Raw genomic sequence first — 14,912 nt, 5'->3', positions numbered from 1 at the left:
CAATGAGAAGCGAATTGCCATCGGGCGGAACCGACACCATCCAGGACCGCCTGGGCACGCGTTCCGTCACCCTCGTCGGCCTGATGGGCGCCGGCAAGACCACGGTCGGACGCCGGGTCGCGGCGCTTCTCGACCTGCCCTTCCACGACACCGACCACGAGATCGAGCTGGTCTCGCGCATGTCGATCCCGGAGCTGTTCGAGGCCTATGGCGAGCCGGAGTTCCGGGCGCTGGAGGCCCGCGTCGTCGGCCGCCTCACCGGCGAGGGCCCGCAGGTCGTGGCCACCGGCGGCGGCGCCTACATGCACGAGGAGACCCGCAGCCTTCTCAAGCAGTCGGCGATCACCGTCTGGCTGAAGGCCGATCTCGACACGCTGATGGATCGCGTCCGGCGCCGGGCCAACCGCCCGCTGCTCAAGCAGGACGATCCGCGCGCGGTGATGCGCGGCCTGATCGAGCAGCGATATCCCATCTATGCCGAAGCCGACATCACCATCCCGACGCGCAATGTGAAGCGGGACGTGATCGCCCAGGAAATCATCGAGGCGCTGGACCGCCACCTCGCCACGGAGACCGACCGATGAGCAGTGTTCCCGCCGCCCCTGCCACCGCCGATACGCCGGCAGCGCCCCGCAGCCACGTTAGGGTCGAGCTCGGCGACCGCGGCTATGACATCGTCATCGGCCCCGGCCTGATCGATGCCGCCGGCGAGGAGATCGCCCGGCGCCTGCCCGGCGTGCGCGCCGCTATCCTCACCGACACGACGGTCGCCGGCCTGCATTACGAGCGCCTGTCCATCGCGCTGCGGGCCGCCGGCATCGACCATGTGCAGATCGTCGTGCCGCCCGGCGAAACGTCCAAGTCCTTCGCGCAGCTCACCGATGTCGTCGACCAGATCATCGGCGCGCGCCTCGAGCGCGGCGACGTGGTCATCGCGCTCGGCGGCGGCGTCATCGGCGACCTCGCCGGCTTCGCCAGCGCCATCGTGCGCCGCGGCATGGGCTTCGTGCAGATGCCGACGACGCTGCTGGCGCAGGTGGATTCCTCCGTCGGCGGCAAGACCGGCATCAACTCGCCGCGCGGCAAGAACCTGATCGGCGCCTTTCACCAGCCGGCCCTCGTCCTCTCCGACACCGCCCTCCTCGACACGCTGAGCCCGCGCGAATTCGCCGCCGGCTACGCGGAGATCGCCAAGATGGCGCTGATCGACCGGCCGGACTTCTTCGCCTGGCTCGACGCCAACCGCGCGGCGATCTTCACCGGCGGGCCGGAGCGGGTCGAATCGGTGCGCCAGAGCTGCATCGCCAAGGCCGCCGTCGTCGCCGCCGACGAGCGCGAGGAAGGCAGCCGCGCCCTGCTCAATCTCGGCCACACCTTCGGCCACGCGCTGGAAGCGGCGGTCGGCTACGACGCAAAGCGCCTCGTCCATGGCGAGGGCGTCGCCATCGGCACCGTCCTGGCGCATCGCTTCTCGGCCAGGCTCGGCCTCTGCCCCCCCGCCGATGCCGAGCGCTGCGCGGCGCATTTCGCCGCCGTCGGCCTGCCCACACGCATTTCCGAGATCCCCGGCGCGCCGCTCGACGTGGCGACGCTGATGGCCGGCATCGGCCAGGACAAGAAGGTCCGGCGCGGCAGCCTCACCTTCATCCTCACCCGCGGCATCGGCCAGGCCTTCATCGCCAACGACGTCGACCCGGCCGCCGTCGAGGCCTTCCTGACTGAAGAGTTGACCCGATGAGCGTGACCCTCTGGATTCTCCTCGGCATCGTCCTGGTCCTCGTCTCCATCTCCGCCTTCTTCTCGGGCTCGGAGACGGCGCTGACCGCGGTCTCGCGGGCCCGGCTGATGAGCTACGAGAAGAATGGCGACGCCCGCGCCACGCTCGTCCAGACACTGATCGAGAAGAAGGACCGGCTGATCGGCGCCCTTCTCATCGGCAACAACCTCGTCAACATCCTCGCCTCGTCGCTGGCGACCACGGCCTTTCTCGGCCTGTTCGGACAGGCCGGCGTCGTCTATGCGACGATCGGCATGACGGTCATCGTCGTGATCTTCGGCGAGGTGCTGCCGAAATCCGCGGCGATCGCCCGGCCCGACGGCTTCTCGCTCGCCGTCTCGCGGCCGGTGAGCTGGGTGGTGGCGCTGCTCGGCCCGCTGACCCGGGTGGTCAACTGGATCGTCCGCCGCATCCTAGCGCTGTTCGGGGTGAGTCTCGAATCCGGCGCCTCGCTTTTGACCGCCCACGAGGAACTGCGCGGCGCCGTCGAGGTGCTCCACCGCGAGGGCTCGCTGGTCAATGCCGACCGCAACCGGCTCGGCGGCCTGCTCGATCTGCACGAGCTGGAGGTCTCCGACGTCATGGTCCACCGCACCGCCATGCGGCAGGTCAATGTCGATGACGGCCCGATCGAGGTGGTGCGGCAGATCCTGGAAAGCCCCTATACCCGCATGCCGGTCTGGCGGACCCATTACGACAACATCGTCGGCGTGGTGCATGCCAAGGACATCCTGCGGGCGCTGCACGAGGTCGACAACGACCCGGCCAAGGTCGACATCCTCAAGATCTGCGCCCAGCCCTGGTTCGTGCCCGAGACGACGACGCTGCAGGACCAGCTCAACGCCTTCCTGCGCCGCAAGACCCATTTCGCCATCGTCGTCGACGAATATGGCGAGGTCGAAGGCCTGATCACCCTCGAAGACATTCTCGAGGAGATCGTCGGCAACATCGCCGACGAGCACGATGTCGACATGCAGGGCGTCAAGATCGAGGCCGACGGCTCGGTCATCGTCGACGGCCAGGTGCCGATCCGCGACCTCAACCGGGCGCTGGACTGGAACCTGCCGGACGAGGAGGCGGTGACCATCGCCGGGCTGGTCATCCACGAGACCCAGACGATCCCGGAAGAGCGGCAGGCCTTCACCTTCTTCCACAAGCGCTTCACCGTCCTGAAGCGCGAGAAGAACCGCATCGCCAAGCTGCGCATCCGGCCGGCCACCATCCTGGTTCCGCCCAAGAAGGGGGGCCATCATGCACTGGCGAGCGGCGAGGTCGCGCCCGTGCTGGAGCCGGAGATTGACGATTACGACTACGGCATCGAGACGATCGAGCCGGACGCGACGGATTTCGAGACTGGCGAGGTCGGTATGGAGACGGCGGATCGGGACGAATGGTCGCCCGGGCCGCGCCCGGTCGACGCCGACCTGACGAACACCGACGACATGCCCGCATCGTCCGACGCCGCCGATACGGTCTCCGATCCCGAGGCGACGCGCCGCGACTGAGCGGCGCAGCCTGCCGGGATCAGGCGAGCGGGCCCGGCGGCGGCTTTGCCGTCAGGCGCCGCGCTCGCTGCTTTGCCGACGCGCGCTCAGCGGCGACGCGCCTCGCCCGGCGCCGAAACCTCGATGGCGAGCGCATGGACGCCGGCGTCCAGCTCGTCCTGCAGGACGCGGTTGATCGCGCGGTGTCGCGCCACCCGGCTCTGGCCGGCAAAGGCCGCGCTCACGAGTCGCACCCGGAAATGCGTCTCGCCCGATCCGTCGAATGTCGCGTGATGGTCGCTGTCGGCGTGGTGGTGACCGGCATGCAGATGGCTCTCGTCGATGATCTCCAGATGCTCCGGCGCAAACGCCTCGGCCAGCTTGGTCTCGATTGTCGCCCTGGTGTTCATGGCAGTCACTCTCCTGTAGTAGCGGTCGCCGCAGCGCGCCAAGCGAAGCTTGCGCGAAGCAGGCGGACCCTCTGCATTTTCGGGCTTTTTCCGGGATGTCAATTCTTGTCCGCACCGGTCCCGGGCACCATTATTGGACGCGATGAAACTCGACTCCGAATATTTCGATGCGATCCGCGTCAAGGGGAAGCGCAAGACCAAGGGCAAGGCGGAGCCACGCCGGGCCGAAGTCTGCGCGTGGGAAGGCTGTAACGAGCCGGGCTCCTACAAGGCGCCGATGGGCCGTGATCACGAAGGGCAGTACCTGCATTTCTGCGTCGATCACGTGCGCCAGTACAACAAGTCCTACAATTATTTCTCCGGTCTGAACGACAAGGACATCCAGCAGCACCTCAAGGATTCCATGACCGGCCACCGGCCGACATGGACCATGGGGCATAATGGCACGGCCGCCGGCAACGGCGCCAAGGCGGCCAGCGCCGCGCGGGCCAAGCGCTGGAACAGCCGCATGCGCGACCCGTTCGACCTGTTCCCGGAAGAGGGCGGCGGGCGCCCGCAGCCGCGGCGCCCCAAGGTCCGCTCGCTGGAGCACAAGGCGTTCGAGACGCTGGACCTCACCGACGAGGCGAGTGGCGAAGCGATCCGCACGCGCTACAAACAACTCGTCAAGCAGCTGCATCCCGATGCCAATGGCGGCGACCGCGGCACCGAGGACAAGCTGCGCGAAGTGATCCAGGCCTACAAACTTTTGAAACAGTCAGGTTTTTGCTAAGCGCGAGGGGAACGCGCCGGCCACCCCGAAAACCAGCGTGCGCAAACGCCATGCGGCGGTGATCGCGGAGCCCGTCGAGGCCCCGCCCTCTCGCCCGCAAACCGACAGTGATGACTTGGTCCCCGAGGCTCGCCGGAGAGCCGCCGGACCGTTGGAGGTAGTATGAGTGCAGCGGAACATCACGTGGCCCCCCTGCCCGATACCACGGTCTCGGTGCGTGACACCTTCGGGTTCGACAGCGACCTGACGGTCCCGGCCTTTTCCGCGTCCGACCCGCACGTTCCCGAGATCGACCCGGACTATCTGTTCGACAAGCCGACGACGCTGGCGATCCTCGCCGGCTTCGCCAAGAACCGGCGCGTCATGGTCTCGGGCTATCACGGTACCGGCAAGTCGACCCATATCGAGCAGGTCGCGGCCCGCCTCAACTGGCCCTGCGTGCGCGTCAATCTCGACAGTCATGTCAGCCGCATCGATCTCGTCGGCAAGGATGCCATCGTCGTGCGCGACGGCATGCAGGTCACCGAGTTCAAGGACGGCATCCTGCCCTGGGCCTACCAGAACAACGTCGCGCTGGTGTTCGACGAATACGACGCCGGACGCCCGGACGTGATGTTCGTCATCCAGCGCGTGCTGGAATCCTCCGGCCGGCTGACCCTGCTCGACCAGAGCCGCGTCATCCGCCCGCATCCGGCCTTCCGCCTGTTCGCCACGGCCAACACCGTCGGCCTCGGCGACACGACCGGCCTCTATCACGGCACCCAGCAGATCAACCAGGCGCAGATGGACCGCTGGTCCATCGTCACGACGCTGAACTATCTGCCCCACGACCACGAGGTCGGGATCGTCGTGTCCAAGGCCAAGACCTACGCCACCAAGGAAGGCCGCGAGACCGTCTCCCAGATGGTGCGCGTCGCCGATCTCACCCGCTCGGCCTTCGTCAATGGCGACCTGTCGACGGTGATGAGCCCGCGCACCGTCATCACCTGGGCCGAGAACGCCGAGATCTTTGGCGATCTGGGCTTTGCCTTCCGGCTCACCTTCCTGAACAAGTGCGACGATCTGGAGCGCCCGCTCGTCGCCGAGTTCTACCAGCGCGCCTTTGGCGAGGAACTGCCGGAGAGCGCCGCCAACCTCGTTCTGGACTAGGCGGCCATGGCCAAGATCGGCGACAACACGCGTCCCGCGGACCGCAAGCCGGCCGACAGCGAGCCGTTCCGGCGCGCCGTCGCCGGCTGCCTGCGGGCGATCGCCGGCGATGCCGAGCTCGAGGTCACCTACGCCTCCGAGCGTCCGGGCCTGAGCGGCCAGCGCGCCCGCCTGCCGGACCTGCCCAAGCGCGTCTCGAAGACCGATCTCGGCGTCACCCGCGGCCTGTCCGACGCCATGGCGCTGCGCAAGGCGCGCCACGATTCGCGCCTGCATTCCAGCCTGTCGCCCGACGGCCGCAGCGCCCGCGCCGTCTACGACGCCGTCGAGCAGGCCCGCTGCGAGGCGATCGGCGCCAATGCCATGCGCGGCGTCGGCGACAATCTCGCGACGATGCTCGAGGACAAGTATTTCCGCTCCAACCTCGCCGACGTCACCGACCGCGCCGAGGCGCCGATCGAGGACGCGGTGGCGCTGATGGTGCGCGAGAAGCTGACCGGCCGCCCGATCCCGCCCAGCGCTGAGGCGCTGGTCGACGTGTGGCGCGACTTCATCGACGAGAAGGCCGGCGCGAAGTTCGACCGGCTCAGCGAGACGGTCGGCGACCAGCAGGCCTTTGCCCGAGCGATGCGCGACATGCTGGTCTCGCTGGAAATGGCCGAGAGCCTCGGCGACGAGGACGAGAGCGACGACACCGACAGCGAGGAAGAGCAGGGCGACAACCAGACCCGCGATTCCGACGAAGGCGGCTCCGAGAAGGAGAGCGGCACCGACGAGGCCGAGGCCCAGGAGAACGAGAGCGAAGGCGAGAACCAGGAGGCGGCCGAGGCCGAATCCTCCGAGGCGACCGCCGACGATCCCTCCGACGACGACAGCCAGGACACCGAGACGCCGGGCGAGTCGCGGCGCCCCAACCAGTCGCAGCACGGCTTCAATCTCGACAGCGACTACAAGGTCTTCACCCAGGCCTTCGACGAGACCATCGGCGCCGAGGAACTGTGCGACGAGGCCGAGCTCGACCGGCTGCGGGCCTTTCTCGACAAGCAGCTCTCAACCCTGCAGGGCGTCGTCGGGCGGCTCGCCAACCGCCTGCAACGCCGCCTGATGGCCCAGCAGAACCGCTCCTGGGACTTCGATCTGGAGGAAGGCTATCTCGATCCCGCCCGGCTCAGCCGGATGGTCATCGACCCGATGCAGCCGCTGTCCTTCAAGATGGAGCGCGACACCGATTTCCGCGACACGATCGTGACGTTGGTGATCGACAATTCCGGGTCCATGCGCGGCCGCCCGATCACCGTCGCGGCCACCTGCGCCGACATCCTGGCGCGCACGCTGGAGCGCTGCGGGGTCAAGGTCGAGGTGCTGGGCTTCACCACCCGCGCCTGGAAGGGCGGACAGGCGCGCGAGGCTTGGCTGAAGGCCGGCAAGCCGCAGAAGCCCGGCCGCCTCAACGATCTGCGCCACATCATCTACAAATCCGCCGATTCGCCGTGGCGCCGCTCGCGGCGCAATCTCGGCCTGATGATGCGCGAGGGCCTGCTGAAGGAAAACATCGATGGCGAGGCGCTGATCTGGGCCCATAACCGGCTTCTCGCCCGGCCCGAGCAGCGCCGCATCCTGATGATGATCTCCGACGGCGCGCCGGTGGACGATTCGACCCTGTCGGTGAATCCCGGCAACTATCTCGAACGGCATCTGCGGGCGGTCATCGAACAGATCGAGACCCGCTCGCCGGTCGAGCTCCTGGCCATCGGCATCGGCCACGACGTCACCCGCTACTACCGGCGCGCCGTGACCATCGTCGATGCCGAGGAACTGGCCGGCGCCATGACCGAGCAGCTTGCCGACCTCTTCGAGGACGAGAAGGCCGGCGGCCGGCGCGGACAGCGGCGCCGCGCAGGCGGCGCCGGAAGCTGATGGGCGGGCGCAGCCGGCGCTTCGGTGCCACGGCGCTCTGCGCCCTCCTCCTGGCCACCACCGCGCCCGCCGCCGCGGGCAGCGGCCTCGACATTGCCGCGAAGCCCGTCGCGCGGTTCGACAAGAACTCCGACCGCATCCGCTTCGGCGCGCTCGACTTCGTCGGCGGCTTTTCCTTCTGGTCGGATGACAGCCGGCTGATGGGTCTGTCCGCCTTCCGCTTCCGCGATGTCGGCAGCCACTTCCTCGCGGTCTCCGACACCGGCTACTGGCTGGGCGGGCGCATCGCGCGCGACGCCGAGGGCCGGCCGGTGGGCATCGCCGAGGCGACGCTCGACCCGATCCTCGCCCCCGACGGCCAGACCCATCGCCGCAAGGGCGATGCCGACGCCGAAGGGCTGGCGATCGACGGCGACAGGGTCGTCGTGTCCTTCGAGAGCGATCACCGCATCGCCGCCTTTGCTGCTGCCCCCAGCATGGCGGCAAGCCGGCCTTCGCCGCTCGCTTTGCCGATCCCGCGGCGCGAATTGCGCAGCAACAAGGGGCTGGAGATGCTGGCGGCCGCACCGACCTCGGGGCCGCTGGCCGGCGCGCTGGTGACGGTGAGCGAGCATTCCATCGACCGCGCCGGCAATCTCTTCGCCGCCGTCCTCGACGGTCCGCGATCCGGCCTCTTCACGGTGCGCAAGGATACCGACTGGGAGGTCTCGGACGGCACGTTCCTCGCCGGCGGCGACCTCCTGCTCCTGGAGCGGCGCTACAATGGCTGGGTCGGCGGGCTGGGCATCCGGATCCGGCGGGTCGCGTCGGACGGCATCCGTCCCGGCGCCCTCGTCGACGGCCCCGTGATCGCGAGCTTCGATCTTGGCCAGGAGATCGACAACATGGAAGCGATCGACGCCTGGACCGACGACACCGGGGCGACCCGGCTGACGCTCATGTCGGACGACAACGGCTCGTATTTCCAGCGCAATATGGTGCTGGAATTCCGCCTCGCCGAGGACGAGGCGCGCACCCACTGAGAGGTGTCAGATGCCGGCGGCCGCCACCGGCCGGGCCGGCATGAAATGCTGCATGATGATCCGGTAGGGCACCAGCGCGAAGACCGCGATGAACAGCTTCACCGTGAAGTCGCCGATCGCCCAGGACACCCAGCGCGGGGCCTCCACGGCCATCAGGCCGAGCAGCGGCGCACTTTCCAGCGCGAAGCCGTCATTGGGGCCGAGGAACAGGAAGAACGGCGCGAAGGCGACGGTGAAGAAGGTGATCGTGTCGACCACCGAGCCCGACAGCGACGACGCCGCCGGCGCCCGCCACCAGCTTTCCTGGCGCAGGCGGTTGAACACCGCGATGTCGAGGAGCTGCGCGGCGAGGAACGCCCCGCCCGAGGCGATGGCGATTCGCAGCAGCCGCTCGGCGGCCGTCGCATATTCCAGGAAGCCGAGATCGTAGAGCACCGGCGGCACGACGATCGAGCAGGCGACCGCGGCGGCAAAGCCGATATAGACCACGCGCCGGGCGATGGCCGGGCCATAGCGACGATTGGTCAGGTCGGTGACGAGAAACGCGAAGGCGTAGGTGAAGGCGCCGTAGGTCAGGATGTCGGCCAGTTGCAGCGAGCCGATCTGGGCGAAGACCGGGAACTGCACCGCGACGTTCGACGCGAGCACGATCGCCGTCATGGCGATGACGGGAAGCAGATAGATACGCAGGAGCTGCATTTTTTTAACCTGGGTGATGGAACCAGTTTGTGCCGGACGCCCATAGGCGACCGGCCCGGATATGTCGGATCTCAGGGGCGCTTGCGCGCCCCCGTCAGCACGGCCTGATCAGGCGGCTGCCGTCTCGGCGATCTTCTTGGCGATCTGGCGCTTCAGCAGGCGGGCGCGCTGCGACAGCTCGGCCGCATCGGCCTTGGCCAGGAACGCGTCGAGACCGCCGCGGTGCTCCACCGAGCGCAGGGCGTGCGCCGAGATGCGCAGACGGTAGCGCTGGCCCATCGCGTCGGAGATCAGCGTGACCTGGCACAGATTCGGCAGAAACTTGCGACGCGTCCTGTTGTTCGCGTGGCTGACATTGTTGCCGGACTGGACAGCCTTGCCAGTGAGTTCGCAGGCGCGTGACATCGGATCACCTTTCAGATTAACGTAACGCCCGACCGAGACGCGCCACCGCAACAGGCGCGATCATCGACATCGGGTATGACCGGAAATTCGAACGGGTCTATAGTCCGGGCCGGACGATGCGTCAAGCCACGCGACGCGGCGACCTGCCCGTCCGATCGCCACAAATTCGTACCGTTTGTCCCGTCTGCCCGAAAGCTGCCCGTTTCCCTTCGCCGCGAGAGGCCTTCGCCCCATGATCTTTAGACCGATTCTCGCCCTTGTCGCCGTCGCGGCAACGCTCGCCGCCGGCCTCGCTCCGGTCCGGGCGGAGCAGACGGTCACGACGCGCTACGGCGTCTCGATCATCGGCCTGCCGGTCGGCAAGGCGAGCTTCGACACCACCATCGACGGCAGCCGATTCTCGGTGAAGGGCACCCTGTCCTCGGCCGGGCTCGGCAGCCTCGTCTCCAACACGCGCGGCACCAGTCGGGTCGCCGGCAAGGTCACCAGCCGCGGCTTTGCGGCCGAAAGCTACGGCCTCGACTATACCAGCGACGCCAAGCGCTGGTCGAGCGACGTCGCCTTCAGCGGCGGCCGCGTGACCTCGGCGAAGGTCGGCCCGAAGCGCGCCAAGGCCAAGCCCGATTACGTGCCGGTGCAGCGCGCCCAGCTTCGGTCGGTGGTCGACCCCTTGAGCGGGCTGATGATCAAGACCGGCGATGCCGCCTCGGTGTGCCGCCGGACCCTACCGCTCTATGACGGCTGGTCGCGCCTCGACCTGAAGCTGTCGCCGGCCGGCACGCGGCGCTTCGACATGCCGGGCTTTTCGGGCAATGCCGCGGTCTGCAAGCTGCGGATCGACCCGGTCAGCGGCTACGACAAATCCTCCAAGGGGCTGAAGTTTCTCAAGGGCCAGACGCTGGAACTCTGGTTCGCGCCGATCGCCCGCGAGGACGTCTACGTTCCGGTCTATGCCCATATTCCCACCACGGTCGGCCCTCTGACCCTTTCGGCCCTGTCGGTCTCCGTCGACTGAGGCGGCGGCCGGGCGCGACCGCGCCGCGCCATTCGGCCGGCCAGATTCGCGTCCGCGCCATTGACCCGCCACGCACGGGGCGAGCATAGATCGCCGCGGCAAGCGGGAGCGGGACATGGGCACGATACTGGGTTTTGCGGCGGTCCTGATGTGGGCCGTCCTGGCGCTTCTGACAGCGCGCAGCGGCGCCGTCCCGCCATTCCAGCTCGCGGCTATGACCTTCCCCATCGCCGCCGTCATCGGCGTCGTCGCCCTGAGGCTGCGCGGCGGCAGCCTCGCCGTCTTCCGCCAGCGGCCGGCCGTCTGGCTCCTCGGGGTCGGCGGCCTGTTCGGCTACCACGCGCTGTATTTCGCCGCCCTGCGCAACGCGCCGGCGGCGCAGGCCGGGCTGATCGCCTATCTCTGGCCGCTGCTGATCGTGCTTGGATCGGCCGCCCTGCCCGGCGAACGCCTGCGCTGGTTCCACATCGTCGGCGCCCTCTGCGGCCTTGCCGGCGCCGCGCTGATCGTCACCGGCGGCGGGGCGCTGGCCTTCTCCCCCGACTATGCACTGGGCTACGGCCTTGCCGGCCTCTGCGCCCTCACATGGTCGAGCTACTCGCTGCTGTCGCGGCGCTTCGGCGACGTGCCCAGCGACGTGGTCACCGGCTTCTGCGCGGTGACTGCGGTGCTGTCGCTCCTCGCCCATCTCGCCTTCGAGACCACGGTGTGGCCGCAAACGGTCGGCGAGTGGATCGCGGTGCTGCTGCTCGGCCTGCTGCCGGTCGGCGGCGCCTTCTATGTCTGGGACTACGGGGTCAAGCACGGCGACATCCAGGTGATCGGCGCGGCGAGCTATGCCGCGCCGCTCCTGTCGACGCTGGTGCTGATCGCGGCGGGCGAGGCGGCGCTGTCGGGCACCATCGTCGTCTCGGCGATCCTGATCACGCTGGGGGCCTGCCTCGCCGCGCTGCCGCTGTTCCGGCGGCTGCTACGGCGCGGCGAAGCGGTGGTGCGCTAGTTCCCGGAGGGCTTGCGCGGCGTCGGCCGCCAGTTCTCCGGCGCCATCTCGAAGGACGCAAAGTCGAAGCCCGGCGCCACGGTGCAGCCGACGAGGGTGTATTCGCCGAGGCTCGTCGCGGTCTGCCAGCAGCCCGCCGGCACGACGAATTGCGGCCGCTCGCCGGCCTCGACATCGGGGCCCAGCCGGTGCGCCGAGGCGTCGTGGCCGTTCTGCGAGATGGTGATCACCAGCGGCGCGCCGCCATACCAGTGCCAGACCTCGGCAGCATCAGTCACCCGGTGCCATTCCGAGGTCTCGCCGGCTTCCAGCAAATAGTAGATCGCCGTGGAGGCGGCCCGGCCGCCCTCCCCTTTGGCCTCGTCGCGGAAGGTCTCGCGATACCAGCCGCCCTCGGGATGCGGCTTCAGGTCGAGCGTGCGGACGAGGTGCAGCGCTTTCAGGCTCATCAGTAACCATCCCGCTTCTTGCGGATGGCCGCGAAGACCTCCGCCGGTTGTGCGTCTTCCATGCCCATGGCCGCCTTCAGCTCCGGATCGTCGGCCCGCAGGAACGGATTGGTCTTCTTCTCGCGTCCCAGCGACACCGGCAGGGTCGGCTTGCCCTCGACCCGCAGATGCTCGACCTCCTTCACCCGCTCCTGCAGCGCCAAGTTCTGCGGATCGATGTCGATGGCGCAGCGGGCGTTGGTGGCGGTGTATTCGTGGCCGCAATAGAGCATCGTGTCGTCCGGCAGGGCGCGCAGCCGCTGCAGCGAGTCCCACATCATCGCGGCATCGCCCTCGAACAGGCGGCCGCAGCCGAGCGAGAACAGCGCATCGGCGGCGAACAGCGCCTTGGCGTCGGGCATGTAGTAGGAGACCTCGCCCAGCGTGTGGCCCGGCGTGTCGATCGCCTCGACCCGGATGCCGCCGACATCGAGCGTGTCGCCGCCCGAGGCCGTGCGGTCGATGCCGGGAATGCGGTCGCGCTCCTTGGCCGGGCCGATGATCTCGACCTGGAAGCGCGCCTTCAGCGCCTGATTCGCCTCGACATGGTCGCCGTGATGGTGGGTCGTCAGGATATGGGTCAGCGTCCAGCCGGCCGCCTCCAGCGCATCGAGGATCGGCTGTTCCTCCGGCGCGTCGATGGCGATCGTGGTGCCGGTGTCCCCGTCGTGCACCAGCACGCCGAAATTGTCGCTCCGGCAGCCGAACTGGCGGATCTCGATCGAAGCCATAAGCACTCGTCCCCCTCTGATTGATGCTGCCCTGCGAGTTAGGGCAGCATGGCGCGATGTCAGCCGCCGTCCGGCGGTCGCCCGCGTGCCGATCGCGCGACGGGAGTTTCGAGCCAGCTTGCAATCGTTCTATGTAAGGATCGCGGGATCGCTGGCGGGACGGACGCCGAACCGGAGAGCACACACTGACGACCAATGCCGACATCGTCGACCTGCGCGACTTCTACGCCTCGCCCCTGGGCGCGGCGGCCGCGCGGGCCGTCTCGCTGGCGCTGACGCCCTTGTGGCGGCCGATCTCGCAGGAGCGGCTGGTCGGCCTCGGTTATGCGGTGCCCTATATCGACCGCTTCGCCGCCGATGCCGAGCGGGCGCTGGCCTTCATGCCGGGGGCCCAGGGGGCGCAGGTCTGGCCGGCCGGCGCCGCCTCGCTGACCGCGCTGATTGGCATCGAGGATCTGCCGCTGGGCGACGCTTCGGTCGACCGGGTCCTCATCGTCCATGCGCTGGAATTCGCCGAGAGCCCGGAGGCAATGCTGGCCGAGGCCTGGCGGGTGCTGGCGCCGGGCGGGCGCATCGTCATCGTCGCCCCCCACCGCCGCGGCATCTGGGCGCGCTTCGAGCATACGCCCTTCGGCTCGGGCCGGCCTTGGTCGCGCGGCCAGCTGACCCGCCTCCTGCGCGCCACCATGTTCACGCCCACCGCCTGGTCACAGGCGCTGCTCTTCCCGCCCTTCCAACGCAGGTCCATGCTGGGCTTCGCCACGCCGCTGGAGCGGGTCGGCCGCGACCTGTGGCCGGTCTTCGCCGGCGCGGTGATCATCGAGGCGACCAAGCAGCTCTATCGCGGCGTGCCGGTGACCTCGATGGCGAGAGAACGCCGCCGGGCAATCAAGCCGGTGCTGGTGCCGGCCGGCGCCGGCGCGGGTGCCCGGCTGTTCCGCTAGCCGCCACGCCGCCCGCTCTCAGGCCGGCGTCGACACGCGCCGTGGTGCGTCCGCAAAGTGGGCCGCCTGCCACGCCCCCGGCGCCATCCCGGTCACCCGTAGGAACTCGCGGTTGAAGTTCGACTTGGTGTTGAAGCCGCTGTCCAGCATGGCCGCGGTCACGCTCTCGCCGGCCGTCAGGCGCGCGCAGGCATGGCGGATGCGGAAGCCGTTGACGTAGCGCGAGACGTTCTCGCCGGTGGTCCGGTTGATCGCCGTCGACAGCCGCTTGGCCGGCACCAGCAGCCGCCGCGACAGCCGCTCGAGGGTCAGATCGGCGTCGAGATAGAGCGCCCCCTCGGCGACCAGCGCGTCGAGCCGCGCCATGATCTCCGCATCCTGCCGGACATCCTCCGATGTCGGCCCCGTCACCGGCTTCTCCTCCGCCGCTGCCGCCGCATCGCCACCTGCAAGGCTCTGCGACAGGCACAGGGCGCCGACGAGGCCGAGCGAGAGCGAGGAGAACAGGCTGATGATCAGCGGCTGCGTCCATCCGGCGCCCGAGAATTGCAGCACGCCGATCAGCCCGTCGCTGACGGCGGACAGGATCAGCGCCAGCGCGATGACGCTCCACACGCGGCCCGGCCGGTCGGCCGTCTCCAGCCGGGTCAGCGGCAGGCTGTCGGCGCCGGCCCGCACCGCCACGAGGATCGCGGCGCCATAGGCTAGGAAGAGCCCCGGCACGACCAGGTCGAGCAGGACGGGCGCAAAGGCGACGCAGAAGGCGGTGAAGACCGGCCCGGCCAGATGCGGCAGCGCGCGCCCCGGATCGAAGCGCCGCACCGCCGTCGCCTGGAAGGTGGCGAAGGCCAGCGGCGGGATGATCGTCGCGGTCACCGGCTGGACGAGACGCAGACCCGTCAGCCCGTAATATTGCGCCAGCGAGATCACCACGCCCTGCAGTGCGCAGGCGGCCAAAAGCAGCAGGAACAGCCACGGCCGGTCCTTCTTCAGGGCGGCGTGCAGCAGCAGGAAGCCCAGGATCAGGGAGACGACCAGCGGGATCGGCAGAACGAGCATGGCGAAACGACCTCGGTTCACCGCGACCTAGACCAAAAAC

At 68.8% G+C, this 14,912-nt stretch carries 15 protein-coding genes and 1 pseudogene; 10 read left to right on the top strand and 6 right to left on the bottom strand.

Annotated features, from left to right (window positions below; translation table 11 throughout):
* Nucleotides 1-2 precede the first annotated feature (2 nt).
* The 3 genes and pseudogenes from ACEQX1_RS02440 to ACEQX1_RS02430 all read left to right on the top strand — a co-directional run.
* Nucleotides 3-584 carry a shikimate kinase gene (locus tag ACEQX1_RS02440; RefSeq protein ID WP_187391388.1) on the top strand — a complete coding sequence of 194 codons (582 nt, stop codon included), beginning with the start codon at nucleotides 3-5 and terminating at the stop codon, nucleotides 582-584.
* Complete coding sequence (gene aroB / locus ACEQX1_RS02435) at nucleotides 581-1,738, top strand: 3-dehydroquinate synthase (protein WP_370193303.1); 1,158 nt, start codon at nucleotides 581-583, stop codon at nucleotides 1,736-1,738. The genes ACEQX1_RS02440 and aroB overlap by 4 nt, the downstream gene beginning before the upstream one ends.
* A pseudogene (locus ACEQX1_RS02430) lies at nucleotides 1,735-2,991 on the top strand (HlyC/CorC family transporter); the annotation flags it as partial. The gene aroB and the pseudogene ACEQX1_RS02430, both read left to right, overlap by 4 nt.
* Before the next feature lie 377 nt (nucleotides 2,992-3,368).
* On the opposite strand, the gene ACEQX1_RS02425 reads toward ACEQX1_RS02430, so the two are convergent.
* Nucleotides 3,369-3,671 carry a BolA family transcriptional regulator gene (locus ACEQX1_RS02425; protein ID WP_024349881.1) on the bottom strand — a complete coding sequence of 101 codons (303 nt, stop codon included), beginning with the start codon at nucleotides 3,669-3,671 and terminating at the stop codon, nucleotides 3,369-3,371.
* Between the two features lie 142 nt (nucleotides 3,672-3,813).
* Between ACEQX1_RS02425 and ACEQX1_RS02420 the strand changes: the two genes are divergently transcribed.
* The 4 genes from ACEQX1_RS02420 (at nucleotide 3,814) to ACEQX1_RS02405 (ending at nucleotide 8,531) form a co-directional block, all read left to right on the top strand.
* Nucleotides 3,814-4,443 carry a J domain-containing protein gene (locus ACEQX1_RS02420; protein ID WP_009210722.1) on the top strand — a complete coding sequence of 210 codons (630 nt, stop codon included), beginning with the start codon at nucleotides 3,814-3,816 and terminating at the stop codon, nucleotides 4,441-4,443.
* Nucleotides 4,444-4,605: 162 nt separating this feature from the next.
* Nucleotides 4,606-5,592: a cobaltochelatase subunit CobS gene (gene cobS, locus ACEQX1_RS02415; protein WP_024349880.1), complete on the top strand. Its 987-nt coding sequence runs from the start codon at nucleotides 4,606-4,608 to the stop codon at nucleotides 5,590-5,592.
* Between the two features lie 6 nt (nucleotides 5,593-5,598).
* Nucleotides 5,599-7,509 carry a cobaltochelatase subunit CobT gene (gene cobT, locus ACEQX1_RS02410; protein WP_370196472.1) on the top strand — a complete coding sequence of 637 codons (1,911 nt, stop codon included), beginning with the start codon at nucleotides 5,599-5,601 and terminating at the stop codon, nucleotides 7,507-7,509.
* Nucleotides 7,509-8,531 carry an esterase-like activity of phytase family protein gene (locus ACEQX1_RS02405; RefSeq protein ID WP_370192701.1) on the top strand — a complete coding sequence of 341 codons (1,023 nt, stop codon included), beginning with the start codon at nucleotides 7,509-7,511 and terminating at the stop codon, nucleotides 8,529-8,531. The genes cobT and ACEQX1_RS02405 overlap by 1 nt, the downstream gene beginning before the upstream one ends.
* Before the next feature lie 6 nt (nucleotides 8,532-8,537).
* Here ACEQX1_RS02405 and ACEQX1_RS02400 read toward each other — a convergent pair whose 3' ends face one another.
* Together ACEQX1_RS02400 and rpmB are read right to left on the bottom strand one after the other, a co-directional pair.
* Nucleotides 8,538-9,230, bottom strand: coding sequence for a queuosine precursor transporter (locus ACEQX1_RS02400; RefSeq protein WP_187391393.1), 693 nt, complete (start codon nucleotides 9,228-9,230; stop codon nucleotides 8,538-8,540).
* Nucleotides 9,231-9,338: 108 nt separating this feature from the next.
* Complete coding sequence (rpmB, locus tag ACEQX1_RS02395; RefSeq protein ID WP_009210727.1) at nucleotides 9,339-9,635, bottom strand: 50S ribosomal protein L28; 297 nt, start codon at nucleotides 9,633-9,635, stop codon at nucleotides 9,339-9,341.
* A gap of 232 nt (nucleotides 9,636-9,867) precedes the next feature.
* On the opposite strand from rpmB, the gene ACEQX1_RS02390 reads away from it, so the two are divergent.
* Both ACEQX1_RS02390 and ACEQX1_RS02385 read left to right on the top strand, forming a co-directional pair.
* Entirely contained in the window at nucleotides 9,868-10,650 is a 783-nt protein-coding gene (locus ACEQX1_RS02390) for a DUF3108 domain-containing protein (RefSeq protein ID WP_228240059.1), read from the top strand.
* 115 nt (nucleotides 10,651-10,765) lie between these two features.
* Nucleotides 10,766-11,650: a DMT family transporter gene (locus ACEQX1_RS02385; RefSeq protein WP_370192699.1), complete on the top strand. Its 885-nt coding sequence runs from the start codon at nucleotides 10,766-10,768 to the stop codon at nucleotides 11,648-11,650.
* Here the strand turns inward: ACEQX1_RS02385 and ACEQX1_RS02380 are convergent.
* On the bottom strand, nucleotides 11,647-12,099 hold the full coding sequence (locus ACEQX1_RS02380) for a cupin domain-containing protein (protein WP_009210730.1): 453 nt from the start codon (nucleotides 12,097-12,099) through the stop codon (nucleotides 11,647-11,649). The genes ACEQX1_RS02385 and ACEQX1_RS02380 overlap by 4 nt on opposite strands.
* A complete protein-coding gene (gene gloB, locus ACEQX1_RS02375) occupies nucleotides 12,099-12,869 on the bottom strand; it encodes a hydroxyacylglutathione hydrolase (RefSeq protein WP_370192697.1) in 771 nt (256 codons plus the stop codon). The genes ACEQX1_RS02380 and gloB overlap by 1 nt, the downstream gene beginning before the upstream one ends.
* Nucleotides 12,870-13,198: 329 nt before the next feature.
* Here gloB and ACEQX1_RS02370 point away from each other — a divergent pair, with 329 nt between their 5' ends.
* Nucleotides 13,199-13,813 (top strand): class I SAM-dependent methyltransferase, encoded by a 615-nt coding sequence (locus tag ACEQX1_RS02370; protein ID WP_338083200.1) that lies wholly within the window; start codon nucleotides 13,199-13,201, stop codon nucleotides 13,811-13,813.
* 18 nt (nucleotides 13,814-13,831) lie between these two features.
* Here ACEQX1_RS02370 and ACEQX1_RS02365 read toward each other — a convergent pair whose 3' ends face one another.
* On the bottom strand, nucleotides 13,832-14,872 hold the full coding sequence (locus ACEQX1_RS02365) for a helix-turn-helix domain-containing protein (RefSeq protein ID WP_370192695.1): 1,041 nt from the start codon (nucleotides 14,870-14,872) through the stop codon (nucleotides 13,832-13,834).
* Nucleotides 14,873-14,912 lie beyond the last annotated feature (40 nt).

This window comes from Aurantimonas sp. (assembly GCF_964217435.1).
In the GTDB taxonomy this organism is placed as follows: domain Bacteria; phylum Pseudomonadota; class Alphaproteobacteria; order Rhizobiales; family Rhizobiaceae; genus Aurantimonas; species Aurantimonas coralicida.
The sequence above is the reverse complement of the archived record's forward strand: the minus strand, read 5'-3'. Positions and strand labels throughout refer to the sequence as shown.